This window comes from Sporosarcina sp. FSL K6-6792 (genome assembly GCF_038004885.1).
GTDB classification, from domain to species: Bacteria; Bacillota; Bacilli; order Bacillales_A; family Planococcaceae; genus Sporosarcina; species Sporosarcina psychrophila.
This window is the reverse complement of sequence record NZ_JBBOSA010000001.1, coordinates 2,226,102-2,239,027: the sequence shown is the minus strand read 5'-3', so window position 1 is coordinate 2,239,027 and position 12,926 is coordinate 2,226,102. Positions and strand designations below refer to the sequence as shown.

General features: G+C 34.8%; 13 protein-coding genes. 10 read left to right on the top strand and 3 right to left on the bottom strand.

Annotation, left to right across the window (positions count from 1 at the left end; genetic code table 11):
- Positions 1-2 precede the first annotated feature (2 nt).
- The 10 genes from MKZ26_RS10865 (at position 3) to MKZ26_RS10820 (ending at position 8,852) form a co-directional block, all read left to right on the top strand.
- On the top strand, positions 3-788 hold the full coding sequence (locus MKZ26_RS10865) for a hypothetical protein (RefSeq protein ID WP_340766199.1): 786 nt from the start codon (positions 3-5) through the stop codon (positions 786-788).
- Positions 789-860: 72 nt separating this feature from the next.
- Positions 861-1,334, top strand: coding sequence for a single-stranded DNA-binding protein (gene ssb, locus MKZ26_RS10860; RefSeq protein ID WP_340767642.1), 474 nt, complete (start codon positions 861-863; stop codon positions 1,332-1,334).
- Positions 1,335-1,419: 85 nt separating this feature from the next.
- Complete coding sequence (locus MKZ26_RS10855; RefSeq protein ID WP_340766198.1) at positions 1,420-2,124, top strand: RecB family exonuclease; 705 nt, start codon at positions 1,420-1,422, stop codon at positions 2,122-2,124.
- A 510-nt stretch (positions 2,125-2,634) separates the two neighbouring features.
- A complete protein-coding gene (locus tag MKZ26_RS10850) occupies positions 2,635-3,600 on the top strand; it encodes a DUF3644 domain-containing protein (protein ID WP_340766197.1) in 966 nt (321 codons plus the stop codon).
- 478 nt (positions 3,601-4,078) lie between these two features.
- The gene (locus MKZ26_RS10845) at positions 4,079-4,327 is read left to right on the top strand and encodes a hypothetical protein (RefSeq protein ID WP_340766196.1); all 249 of its coding nucleotides are present in this window, start codon (positions 4,079-4,081) and stop codon (positions 4,325-4,327) included.
- Positions 4,328-4,342: 15 nt separating this feature from the next.
- Positions 4,343-4,705 carry a hypothetical protein gene (locus MKZ26_RS10840; protein ID WP_340766195.1) on the top strand — a complete coding sequence of 121 codons (363 nt, stop codon included), beginning with the start codon at positions 4,343-4,345 and terminating at the stop codon, positions 4,703-4,705.
- A 118-nt stretch (positions 4,706-4,823) separates the two neighbouring features.
- A complete protein-coding gene (locus MKZ26_RS10835; protein ID WP_340766194.1) occupies positions 4,824-5,369 on the top strand; it encodes a JAB domain-containing protein in 546 nt (181 codons plus the stop codon).
- A 113-nt stretch (positions 5,370-5,482) separates the two neighbouring features.
- Positions 5,483-6,568, top strand: coding sequence for a tyrosine-type recombinase/integrase (locus tag MKZ26_RS10830; protein ID WP_340758916.1), 1,086 nt, complete (start codon positions 5,483-5,485; stop codon positions 6,566-6,568).
- A gap of 3 nt (positions 6,569-6,571) precedes the next feature.
- Positions 6,572-8,485, top strand: coding sequence for a tyrosine-type recombinase/integrase (locus tag MKZ26_RS10825; protein ID WP_340758915.1), 1,914 nt, complete (start codon positions 6,572-6,574; stop codon positions 8,483-8,485).
- A gap of 1 nt (position 8,486) precedes the next feature.
- Positions 8,487-8,852 carry a DUF6262 family protein gene (locus MKZ26_RS10820; protein ID WP_340758914.1) on the top strand — a complete coding sequence of 122 codons (366 nt, stop codon included), beginning with the start codon at positions 8,487-8,489 and terminating at the stop codon, positions 8,850-8,852.
- A gap of 217 nt (positions 8,853-9,069) precedes the next feature.
- On the opposite strand, the gene pckA is transcribed toward MKZ26_RS10820, so the two are convergent.
- The 3 genes from pckA to MKZ26_RS10805 all read right to left on the bottom strand — a co-directional run bounded on the left by pckA (position 9,070) and on the right by MKZ26_RS10805 (position 12,817).
- The gene (pckA, locus tag MKZ26_RS10815; RefSeq protein WP_340758913.1) at positions 9,070-10,578 is read right to left on the bottom strand and encodes a phosphoenolpyruvate carboxykinase (ATP); all 1,509 of its coding nucleotides are present in this window, start codon (positions 10,576-10,578) and stop codon (positions 9,070-9,072) included.
- 34 nt (positions 10,579-10,612) lie between these two features.
- A complete protein-coding gene (locus MKZ26_RS10810; protein WP_340758912.1) occupies positions 10,613-12,367 on the bottom strand; it encodes a SulP family inorganic anion transporter in 1,755 nt (584 codons plus the stop codon).
- A 105-nt stretch (positions 12,368-12,472) separates the two neighbouring features.
- The gene (locus MKZ26_RS10805) at positions 12,473-12,817 is read right to left on the bottom strand and encodes an ArsR/SmtB family transcription factor (protein ID WP_340758911.1); all 345 of its coding nucleotides are present in this window, start codon (positions 12,815-12,817) and stop codon (positions 12,473-12,475) included.
- Between the last annotated feature and the right edge of the window lie 109 nt (positions 12,818-12,926).

Below are 12,926 nucleotides of genomic sequence, written 5' to 3'. Positions count from 1 at the left end.
TTATGCTCCCAGAGATCCTAAGGGTTGCCGAGGAATATGGACTAACATTCAATCCTCGGTATCACGGTAAAAAGGAGACACTTTGCAAATGCACGTTTTGCGAAGAAGATTCTAAGCCTGGAAAAGGTAATAAGTTTTACCTATCTTTAAATACACAAGATCAAGTGTACAAATGTTGGTATTGTGGCGTTTCCGGTGGCGTTTTAGACTTCGAAGCAAAGTTGTCAGGCCTTCCTTATAACAAAGTGCGTGAAAAATACTTTGGTAAAAGGAAGAAACCAGTACATCCTGCCGAAAGTTTAAATGCACGTCAGCTTCGATTAATCGGTTGGGCTGAATACAAACGAAAAGACCGTAACGATTTCAAAAAGAATCGAGAATCGGTTTTAAAAGATTGGAAAAAATATGAGCACGGAGAACTGGTGAAACACTTTGCCATGTTCATGGTGATTGCTCATATTGAAAATCAAACAGAACGCCAAAATGAACTTCTTCAATACGTCATTCAGTCGTGTCATAAAACACGAATTCATTTGTTGTTCAATCAACTGTTGGCTGAATACGTGAAAGATGAAGAGGAACGTAGCGGTTGGGCTAAAGAAGGTACTGAAATAGCACGGGGGGCATGGAAGGCGTCGTTATCAACCTATGACTTCGGAATGGATAAGGTCGTGTACAACGTCGTATTTCTTTATTACATGCTAGAAATGTATAAACTACAAACGCCCATAAAAAGCACACATAAAAATGAAACATTCGTGAATGACAAAATGTCTTTCGCTAATTAAAATATCCGTCACCCTTTACGGAGGAGAAAGAGGGACGTGGCTGTAAAACAGTTACGAGAAATGGAGAACAGTATGAATAACGTAAGTCTAGTGGGTCGTTTAACGAAAGAGCCAGAATTGAAATATACACAAAACGGTGTGGCAGTATGTAACTTTACACTTGCGATCAATCGTCCTTTTAAAAATGCGAATGGTGAAAATGAAGCTGACTTTATCATGGTTCAAGTTTGGAGAAAGTCGGCTGAAAATGCAGCCAACTTTCTTAAAAAAGGTAGTCAAGCCGCTGTGAATGGTCGTATTAATACTCGACATTACGAGAATGACAAAGGAGATCGTGTATATGTTACAGAGGTGGTCGCTGATTTTGTACAGTTCCTAGATCCTAAACCACAAGGTCAGGGCAATCAACCACAGCAAGGACAGGGGAACTACCAGAAACAACCCAATCCATATGTTGGTAACAGTAACGCTCAAAATCAAAATCGTAATCAATTCGAAACAGGTGGAGGTCCTATTGCGGTAAGCGATGATGACTTGCCGTTTTAGCACCTAAGAGTAATTAAGTAGAAGGAGATTGGATATCCAGTCTCCTTTTTTACCTGAGAACAATGAGAAGAAAGGAGAGATCATATTGATTTATTCTTTTTCACGTCTAAATCTTTACACAGCCTGTCCTTACCGATTCTTTAAGAAGTACATTGAAGGATACGAAGAACCGACCACCTATCCATTAGCTTTGGGTAAAGGGGTTCATAAAGCAGTCGAGGATAAAATTAATGGGGTGTCCCATTCAGAAGCCGTTTTAAACGGAATGATTGAAGCTGAGTTTCATCCGGAAGTTACTATGGATGAAATGTCAAAGTTGGTGAGTCATGCACCGATTCAAGAGAATATGGGTAAAACGGAGATTTATTTCCAACTACCTCTTTCTGATGCGGATTCTGCCCCGATGTTGCAAGGTTATATCGACCTCATATCACCAGACGGAAGTAAGATAGTCGATTGGAAAACAAATAGAGTTAGATACGATGTTCGGAATAACCATCAAATAGGATTGTACGCATGGGCTGTTGGTCAATTAAAGAACAGAACGCAGGTTGAGGGAAATTTGTATTTTCTTCGGTTCAGGAGAGTAAGCAAGCATGTATTCAATCAGTTAGATATGGAGAGGTCCAGACAGTGGGCTTTGGGTGTAGCAAACGAAATCAATTCCAAACGAGAGATTTTAGACTTACTACCAGAAGAAGCGGAAAACTTATTCCTGTCAACACCTTCTAGTCATTGTAGGCATTGTCCGTTTGTTATTGAATGCTATCGCAAGTTTAGTAGTTATTAAAAAATGAAGACAGAACAGAATTAGCACCGATGTGGATTATATCCTTCGGTGTTTTTTTGTTCAATTTACAGTAGAGGAGGTACTTACATGACTATGCTTACAATGATGGAGACAGTCGCAGTTATTGCTACAGGCTGTGGTATTGCAATTCTGTCGTTTTTAATGGGATTGAATCAAGGGAAAAAAGAATCGAATAATCATTAAGTAGTAAATCAAGCCTTCAGTTTTCAAGTCGTAAAATTTTGAAAAATAATAGACAATCGATGAAGAGACGGCTGTCTATTTTTGATTTATATGTGTTTGTGGCTAGAAAACATTATTGAATGCGAACTATATTCTTTACTGGGAGATAAATATTTTATAATTTGATGTATCTCTTACTTTTAAGGAGCTATTCAATTGCAACATTTTTAATATTTAAATATGCTAGAATGAAGCTAATATGTATTTCTTTACAATTACATTATGGATTATAGTTGGACAGGCTACATAATTGAGGGGGGAGAAAAATTGGAAAGAATAGATGAGCAGCTTTTGAATAAATCCAAAGAAGCTTTTATCTTAGGTATTGAAATATACAATAAACCTACAATTAAATATCGTGTTGAAGGATTCAGTTTTTTTATTTGTAATGCATGGGAGCTAATGCTTAAATCACATATGATAAAAAAGTATGGAGAAACTAGCATTTACTTTGATGATAATCCTGGAAGAACTATCTCATTAGAGGCTTGTATAAAAAAGGTGTTTACAAATGATAAAGATCCACTAAGAATAAATTTAGAGAAAATAATAGAACTTAGAAATACAAGTACTCATTTTATTACTGAAGAATACGAAATGGTTTATATCCCTTTGTTTCAATCTTGCGTAGTAAATTTCTCTGATAAACTAATGGAGTTTCACAGCTTCGATATTACGACATTAATACCGCAAAACTTTTTAACTTTAACAATTAGTATGAAAGCCATTGAAGACACATCAATCATCGCGAAATATCCTGAGGAAATCGCTAATAAGTTAATAGAAAAAACTGAAGAAATAGAAGAGATGAGTAATATGCAAAATGAAAAATTTGCTTTGAAAATTGTTCATCAACATTTTATAGTTAAGGATGAGAGGCAAGCCACTTCTAAAGTTAAGGTTGATAGTAGCGCAGACGTTGGAGTTAAGATTATTAAAGATGTAAAAGATCCTAATCAAACCCACCCATATAATACAAAACGTGGAATTGAGGTTGTTAACAAAAGGTTAAGAAAGGATAATATTGCTATAAAATTAAATCAGTATGCTTTTTTGCTATTTGTTGACTATTATGAATTAAAAACAAAAGAAGATTATTGTTATGTCTATATGGGTAGTAGTAATCCTTTGTTTTCCTATTCGCAAAAAGCGATTGATTTAATTACCGCAGAAATAAAAAAAGACCCTGAAAATATTATTCAGAAGCTAAAAGAATTAATTAAAAAAAGATAACCCCAGGGGCAAAGGAATTCTAAACGCCTACTCAGCGCCTACTCCCATTCGGGAACCCAGCCGTATCCTTCACGAGTTATCTTTTACTACATATAGTATACACCAAAATTAAATTTATGTGCAAATGTTTTTACTTTTAACAAATTGACTCTCGTCATTTTCCAAAGTGTTGCGACCCCTACTTTGATTTGATAAACTTAAACTATAATTTATTAGTTTCCAAGTCATCGTATTTTGATGAAAGTCGTTATACCTTTTCATTATACAAAAGGAGATACGGCACAAATGTTGCAGCCTTTGAATTCTCGTTTCGGGAAAAGATAGGCAGATGTAATTGTACGTCACAAAATTGCTTTCGAGCATATTCATATGGGTATTTCCGCATTATTGCGTGATATATATTAAAAGTCGATTGAATCCTTCGGGGTACGGTCGGCTTTTTTTGTTTTGAAAAATAAAAAGGAATGGAGTGATTTAAATGGTTGGAAAACAATTAGAAAGTCTTATTTCCAATGTTGAAAAGGGAGGTACAAAGAAATCATTCATCTGCTATGTAGATGAAAAGAAGGAAAGGAAATTCCTTGTCTTTAAATTTGGCGGTATCTACCAACTGGATGACAAAGGAGAAGTTAAAAAGTTAGATTTGCCTACCGATATTCAAGACATTTTCTTAGCCATTGAAAAAGGTGATGTGAAAGTTATTGGGAGCGGAAATATTGGAATCTAAAGGAGGAGTTCAATCATGGTACTGGCAAAGACAGAAGAAGTTAAAAGTATGGATCATGCAATAAGTTTAGGTAAAGAAATTGAACGTGTTGAAGCAGCATTAAAAGCGATGAAAGCGGAATTGAAAGCATTCGTTGATGTAAATGGTCCAGTTGATACAGGTGATGTGATTTGGGATTACAGCATATCCGCATCGTGGAGTTTCAATGAAGAAGGACTGAAAGAATTAGCGCAGAACATGGTTCTTGAAGGCGTCAATCCATGGAAAGTGTTGAACATTACTGCTTCTAACTTAAAGAAATTGGGTTGGGATGATGCTGTTGTAGCAAAAATGGGCGAAAAAAAAGAGACAAGAAGATTCTCGTCTCGCAAAAAGTAAATCTTTAAAACAATGTAGATTGATTATAACATAAAAAACCCTCCACCGGGTAGGAAAGAGTGGCACATGAAAGCTAGTGCCACTCGGCGCTAGCTTTGTGTGAGAAGGGACAATTAAAATGAATACTAAAAAATATATTACATCTGCTCGTGAAGCAGTAGCAACATATGATGCAGTCGGTTCTGAAGCGGTCATAGAGTTACAGGACATTCTTGCTGTCTTAATCGGGCCATCTTCAACGCCTGAATTGACAGGTCGTTTAGCAGGCCGTGGGTTAAGGACTTTGGTAGAAATGACAGTTTCCGAATTAGAAGAGGAAGGCATGACACATAATGAAGCTTTGAAAGTTCATTCGGGCATGCTTCTTGCTAAAAAGGTACGAAACGTTGGCAAGAATGAAACACGTTATACAGTCAGATCCCCAGACGATGCAGCGTCGTATATGATGGCGGAAATGACAGCACTAACGCAGGAGCATTTCGTAGTCTTGTATCTAAATGTAAAGAATGAAGTAATTCATAAAAAGACTATTTTTATTGGTTCTCTAAATTCTTCGATAGTACATCCGAGGGAGGTGTACAAAGAAGCTGTGAAGCATAGTTCAGCCTCAATAATTTGTCTTCACAATCATCCGAGTGGCACAGTTATAAACATAGTATCCTAAACTAGAGTACTCTAAGTACTTAAAGTTTAGGATTTTTTTAATTCAATACTTTAACTAATGAATAAATATAGGTATTATTTATAGGAGTTAAGGTATTTAAAGGTGGTGGAGAAATGAAAGTTCAAAAAGTAGTTGTTGAGGAAAAATCATATCCATTATACATACTATTAGACAAAAATTTTGAAGTGGTAGAACCGGTTAAGAGATATATAAAGTACTTGGATAATACGGGGAAAGCGCCAAATACGATTAAAACATATTGTTATCATCTCAAGCTGTTTTATGAATTTATGAGCCAAAGAGGAATTAGATTAGAAGATTTGAAATTCGAGGAAATGTCAAACTTTGTGGGATGGTTAAGAAATCCAACGGGGGAGGTAAAGGTAATAGATTTACAACCAAAGAAGGCTAAAAGAGAAGAAACATCTGTTAATGCCATACTTAATGCTGTAACTAGTTTCTTAGAGTATTTAAATCGTACAGGAGATTTTAAAGCTATAGATATGACTAAAGAAGCGAGGGGAAGAAATTTCAAGGGGTTTCTTCACCATATTTCTAAAGGTAAATCTTATCAAAAAAATATTTTAAAGCTTAGGGTCAAAAAGAAACTTGTACAAGTATTAGAACACGAACAAGTTAAAGCAATAATCGATGCGTGTCATACAAAAAGGGATAAGTTACTTATTATGCTTATGTATGAAGGAGGACTTCGGGTAGGAGAGGTATTATCCCTTCGTATCGAAGATATTTCTACTTGGGATAATCAGATTAATATCATGCCAAGAGATCACAACGAAAATGGGGCTTATATTAAGCTTAGAAAAGAACGAACAATCGATGTTAGCAAGGAATTAATGGCTTTATACACCGATTATTTAGTTCATGAATATGGGGAAGATTTGGAGCATGATTATATATTTATAAATCTCAAAGAATCTTATTTTGGGAAACCTCTAAAATATCAAAGTGTATTAGATCTTATAAGGCGATTGGTGAAACGGACAGGGATTACCTTCACTGCCCATATGTTGCGTCATACGCATGCCACAGAACTCATTAGAAGTGGATGGGATGCTGCTTACGTACAAAAAAGGTTAGGTCATGCACATGTACAAACAACACTTGATACATACGTTCATCTTTCTGATCAAGATATGAAAAATGAATATAAAGCGTATCTCCAAGGGAGAGAAACATAAAAAATGAAATTTCCAAGCGTTGCAACAAATCGAAAGCTCGTCACTAACACAGAGATTAATAAAAAAATAGCGGATATGACTAGTGTCTTACAAGGGTTTTGGGCAGCAGATAGATGGGATATAAGAATTTGCCCACATCCTAGTGCGATAGAGTTAAGTAAGAATCCTTCGTTAAGAAATCGTTGGGTAAATTTTGATAAAGTAGAAAACATCTGGTTAAAAACAGAATTAAAATACTTTTATTATGTTCTCTTAAATAATGGAACTTGGAGTGCAAAAACTGTTTGGATTAGAAAAGGAACAGTGATAAGTCGAATGTTGGGGTTTTTAAATTTAAAATATCCCGATATTACCTCTATAACTGAAGTACCTATAGTAAAAGCTTTGACGGAATACCGAACTTACTTAGTAGAACAAGGAATAAAATCTACGACTAAAAATTACAAGCTTGATATAAATCAAAATAAAATTTCTGTGCAAGCGAACTCCTACTACGTTACTAATTTAAAACAGTTTATGGAGTTCTATGAGGATTTCTATTTTGATGGTGAAGAATGGGATAAAGATGTTTGGGATCTAAGAAAACTTTCATTGCCGGAAGATAAGATAAATCCAACGTCCTACGAATATACAATCAATTTCAAGGGTTTTGAAAATGATTATTTTAAAGAAATCGTCAAGCGATATTGTAAGTTAATGTTAAATACACGTAGCTTTTCCCATGTAGTTGATATGGCGTCAAAATTAAGAGAGTTTTTTAATTTTATAAATACAAATTGTGAAGGCATACGAAGGATTCATCAATTAACTAGGAATGAAGTTGAGCAATATTTAAATGAAATTAATTTAAAAGGTTTAAAACCTAGTACTGCGACTGGACGAATATCTACTTTAGAAGTTTTTTTCTCTACACTTCAAAGGTTTGATTGGAAGGATTCGCCTTCCCAAATCCTTATCTTTCGAGAAGATTATCCTAAAGTGCCGAAGGCACAACCACGTTATATAGATGAACATGTCCTTGAACAATTAAATGTTAAATTGGATAAATTGGAACCTTATATGGCTGCAATGGTTATGGTACTTCAAGAATGCGGAATGCGTATCGGTGAACTTTGTACATTGAAAAAAGGGAGTGTCATAACAGATAAAGAAGGGGATTGCTTTTTAAAGTATTATCAGTGGAAAATGAAGAAAGAACATACCATTCCTATTTCTAAAGAAATTGCTGCATTGATATTGGTTCAAGAGCAAAGAGTGGCTTATGAACTTGACGATGGATGTGTATATGTATTTCCACGGAAAGATGGTTCTCCATTGAAGCAAGATACCTTTAGAGTTAAATTAAATAAATTAGCTTATGAAGAAAAGATAACGGATAATAAAGGAGAGATTTTCCGATTTCATGCTCATGCCTTTCGGCATACAGTTGGCACTAGAATGATAAACAACGGAGTGCCACAGCATATTGTTCAAAAATTCTTAGGGCATGAATCACCAGAAATGACTGCAAGATATGCCCATATTTTTGATGAAACTCTAAAGAAAGAGTTCATAAAGTTTAAGGAAACTTTGGTGACGAATAGCGGTAGCATTCTGGATTTAACCGAAGAAAATACTGAAGCTGACAATACAGATCTTCAATGGTTTAAAAAAAATATCAATGCACAAGCACTTCCTAATGGCTATTGTCGTTTACCAGTAATTGCGGGACCGTGTCCTCACGCAAATGCTTGTTTAGATTGTACGAACTTCTGTACAAGTAAACAATTTCTAAATGAACATGAAGAGCACTTAGACCGAACTAAAGAAATATTAAATAGGGCTAAACAGAACCAATGGCAGCGTCAGGTTGAAACTAACGAACGTGTTAAAAATAGATTAGAGCAAATTATTCATTCGTTAAAGGAGACGAATTAAGATGACTAGAAAGAGTAACACAACTGCCATAATTCAACTATCCAAAGAAAAGTCGGAGAAGACAAGAATTAGGGTTGAAAAGACAATTTCAGAGATGGCACTGAAAAAAGAGAAGATTAATTTTAATTCCGTTGCACAAAAAGCAAGTGTTTCAAAGTCATGGCTGTACAAACAAAAAGACATTAGAACTAGAATAGAGACATTAAGAGGGATGCAAATAAGTGAATTAGTTCCCCGTAAACAGAGTAAAAACCTTCGTTCAGAAGATAGTTTAATTAAGACATTAAAAATCCGAATAAAGGCACTAGAAGAAGAAAACAAACAATTAAGGGATCAAGTTCAAAAATTACATGGCAAGTTGTTTTAGAGGTCTTGTTGAATAAGATAAAATAGTACATTGCAAATTAAAACAAGAAAAGCACTCTGTTAAATATGGAGCAAGGCATTCCCGAAGATCTTCTATGGTTAGACTACAGCTAATGTTACTGGATAGATAACATTCCCTTGGGGAAAAATCAAAATATACAAAAGTAAGTGGAGAAAAACGACTCGTTTTTCTCCACTTACCCTTTATTTTATGATTTTTATAAAAACTTCTCGAAATTTTCCCGAAATAGATTTGTTAATTTTGTTGCTTGGATATCATAAGCCTCTTTATCTTTCCATGTATTGCGGGGGTTAAGAATTTCAGATGGTACATTAGGACAACTTTTAGGTATGTTAAGACCAAAACTCCGTTCCATTTCAAATTCTGTATGTGCTAATTGACCTTCAATAGCTGCTGTAACCATCGCTCGAGTATGGGAAAGGGAAATACGTTCGCCTATTCCATAAGGGCCTCCTGACCAACCTGTATTAATTAAATAAACATCCACGTCATGTTTCCGAATTTTCTCTCGAAGCATTTCAGCATAAACTCTAGGTGATAATGGCAAGAATGGTGCACCAAAACAGGTTGAAAATGTTGCTTCTGGTTCTGTTATGCCCCTTTCAGTTCCAGCTAATTTACTGGTATAACCTGAAAGAAAATAATACATGGCATGTTCTTTTGATAATTTAGAAATGGGTGGTAAAACACCGAACGCATCTGCTGTTAAAAAGAAAATAACATTTGGATGTCCTGCCGTACTCGGATTAAGAGCATGCGGAATGTTATGGATCGGATAAGCTGCTCGTGTGTTTTCTGTTAAACTACAATCATTATAATCTGCCAAATGTGTATGAGGATCGATTATGACATTTTCTAAAACAGATCCATAAGTAATCGCGCGAAATATTTCTGGTTCTTTTTCCTCTGATAAGTTGATGCATTTTGCGTAACAACCACCTTCAATATTAAATACACCTTTGTCTGACCAACCATGTTCATCATCACCAATTAACATACGATTAGCATCTGCTGAGAGAGTGGTCTTTCCCGTACCTGATAAACCAAAAAATAAAGCAACATCTTCATTTAATCCTTTATTTGCAGAACAATGCATAGAAAGAACATCATTAATTGGTAAAAGATAATTCATTATAGTAAAAATCGATTTTTTAATCTCTCCTGCGTACTGTGTTCCTCCAATCAATACGATTTTTTTATCGAAATTAATCACAATAAAAGTTTCGGAATTTGTTCCATGAATGGAAGGTGTAGCTTCAAAATTAGGAACGCAGATTACAGTGAAATCTTCTTTGTGTACAGCTAACTCTTCTTTTGTTGGACGAATAAATAATTGATGAGCAAATAAATTATGCCAAGCATACTCGTTAATGATTCGAATAGGTAGACGATATGCTTGATCGGCTCCAGCGAACCCATCAAATACAAATAGTTCTTTTTCTTCTAGATAATTAGAAACATCCTTTAAAAGAAGATCAAAATTTGCTGACGTCATTTGTTGATTTGTTTTCCAATCAATTGCAAGTTCAGAGGCAAGTTCTTTAACAATAAATTTATCTTTAGGTGAACGGCCTGTATATTTACCTGTTTTCGCTACTATCGCGCCACCAGAAGAAAGTTGAACCTCTTTACGCTTGATAGCGATTTTTATTAGTTGACTAGGTGTTATATTAAAATGTAATTTGAGTGCGTTGTTTAGTCCCATTTTATATCCATCCTTTTTAGTTATCTTTTATTTTTTATATTTCTAGTAATTTAGACTCCTTTTTATCGAGATTTCCTGTATGTGAAAGTTGATTGCATTCATGAAAAGCGAAATGCTTACATCCTAAACATTTATTATGGTTAATTTCTGAGATGGAATAGTCAATGGCTTCGCCTGTACGACTAAATATATACTTTTCACCAATTTCATCATAAAGACCAGACTTTTTCAATGACTTTTTCAAATCATCAACTATACCTGAAAGCACAAGAATTCCACCTTGTTTTTTATAATAATTGACAATATTCTTCAAATTCGCTTCACCTGTCGAATCGATGAACGGTACTTTCCCCATACGTAAAATCAAGACAGTAGGTTCATAATGAATTGTATCCATTATGCGTTGTTCAAACACTTGTGCAGCACCAAAAAAAAGTGGCCCTTCAATTGTATAAATGCTAATTTGTGGGCAGTTATGAGCTTCGTTAACTACATGGGATTGAACAATTTCATTCTTATGAGTGTGGTCTGGTAACACTTTGGAAACAACCAACATATTACTCATGCGTTTTGCGAATAAAACGACAGCTAAGATGAGACCAACCATAACTGCTATCGTAATACTGGTGAAGACAGTTAAAAGAAATGTAACCAATAAAATAAGAGAATCGCCACTTTTCATTTTCAACACATGAAGAAACTGTTTTCTTTCACTCATATTCCAAGCCACTATCATTAAAACAGGCGCCATACTAGCTAACGGAATAAGTGAAGCATAGGGTGCTAATATTAAGAGGGTTAATAAAACAAAAATCCCATGAATAATCCCTGACATAGGAGAAGTAGCACCAGATTTAATATTTGTCGCTGTTCGTGCAATTGCACCTGTAGCTGGAATTCCTCCAAATAAAGGAGTAATGATATTTGCAATTCCTTGGCCCATTAATTCACGATTACTATTGTGTTTACTATTCGTCATCCCATCTGCTACTACAGCGGATAAGAGAGATTCAATTCCTCCCAATATAGCAATTACAAATGCAGGTACTATTAAACGCTGTATTCTTTCCCATGTTATATCGGGAAAGCGAAAATGAGGGAGTTGGCTTGGAATTTCTCCAAAGGTGGAGCCTATAGTTGAAATATTGCCTGAAAAGAATACTGTTGCTATTATTGTTGTTACGATTAAACCAATTAGTGATCCAGGAACTTTCGGCAATAATTTCGGTGTGAGTAAAATGACGAAAAGACACAATATGGCAATTCCTATACTATAAAAATTCATTGTATCAATATGAAAGATAATTTCCTTCATGTTGTCAATGAACTTCTCATGTTTTTCAAGCCCTGTCAGTCCAAAGAAATTTTCAATTTGCCCTGTGAAAATAATAATGGCAATCCCTGAAGTAAAACCAATTGTGACAGGACGAGGGATGAATTTAATCAAAGAACCTATTTTAAAAATCGCCATTAAACACAAGATAATACCGGCTAAAAAACCAGCAAGTAATAAATCTGTATATCCATAAGCTATGACAATCCCAAAAAGAATAGGTACGAAAGCACCAGTAGGTCCTCCAATTTGATATTTCGATCCACCAAATAAAGAAATTAAGATACCAGCAATACATGCTGTGTAAATCCCGTATTCTGGTTTCACACCTGATGCAATAGCAAATGCCATAGCTAATGGTATAGCAATTACCCCTACAATAACGCCTGAAAGAAGATCTTTTTGGAAATGCCGTATTGAATAGTCATCAAATCTTCCTGTAAAAAAGCTTTTCATTATACCCCTTCTTTTTCTATGAATGATTAAAATAGTAAATTGATTGTATATTATTGATTGTTTAGGGAGTTATATCTATTTAAATTTCCATTGATTACTCCGATTCTATGATTTAGAAAGTGTATCTTCTTCATCTAATTCTTCTAACATAGAAAGGGTATCAATTAAATGATTATTGAAGATTTCTCGTGTAACTATTAAAAGTTTTATAATGGATGGGTCGCGAAGTGAATAAACAACTCGTTTACCATTTTTGATACCAACTACAATATTTTTAGAGCGTAATACACTTAGTTGTTGGGAAACTGCGGAACCTTCACTATTAAGAGTGCTTTGAATTTCTGTAACGCTCTTTTCTCCTTCTGACAGTAATTCAAGAATCCGTATTCTTAGTGGATGTGCCAAGGCTTTAAAAAAATCAGCTTTAAATTGTTGTATATCTGTCCACAATCAATTTTCCTCCTTTGACAAATTCGATTATACATATTCAAATGTTTGAATATGTATAATCGAATTATACCTCCAGTTCTTTTGATTTACAAATCATTTTAAGTTAAAA

Excerpts from the sequence above, each read along its gene's own strand:
- MKZ26_RS10825 (WP_340758915.1), top strand. The coding sequence starts at position 6,572 with ATGAAATTTCCAAGCGTTGCAACAAATCGAAAGCTCGTCACTAACACA.
- ssb (WP_340767642.1), top strand. The coding sequence starts at position 861 with ATGAATAACGTAAGTCTAGTGGGTCGTTTAACGAAAGAGCCAGAATTG.
- MKZ26_RS10840 (WP_340766195.1), top strand. The coding sequence starts at position 4,343 with ATGGTACTGGCAAAGACAGAAGAAGTTAAAAGTATGGATCATGCAATA.
- MKZ26_RS10865 (WP_340766199.1), top strand. The coding sequence starts at position 3 with ATGCTCCCAGAGATCCTAAGGGTTGCCGAGGAATATGGACTAACATTC.
- MKZ26_RS10830 (WP_340758916.1), top strand. The coding sequence starts at position 5,483 with ATGAAAGTTCAAAAAGTAGTTGTTGAGGAAAAATCATATCCATTATAC.
- MKZ26_RS10810 (WP_340758912.1), bottom strand. The coding sequence starts at position 12,367 with ATGAAAAGCTTTTTTACAGGAAGATTTGATGACTATTCAATACGGCAT.
- MKZ26_RS10835 (WP_340766194.1), top strand. The coding sequence starts at position 4,824 with ATGAATACTAAAAAATATATTACATCTGCTCGTGAAGCAGTAGCAACA.
- MKZ26_RS10820 (WP_340758914.1), top strand. The coding sequence starts at position 8,487 with ATGACTAGAAAGAGTAACACAACTGCCATAATTCAACTATCCAAAGAA.
- MKZ26_RS10845 (WP_340766196.1), top strand. The coding sequence starts at position 4,079 with ATGGTTGGAAAACAATTAGAAAGTCTTATTTCCAATGTTGAAAAGGGA.
- pckA (WP_340758913.1), bottom strand. The coding sequence starts at position 10,578 with ATGGGACTAAACAACGCACTCAAATTACATTTTAATATAACACCTAGT.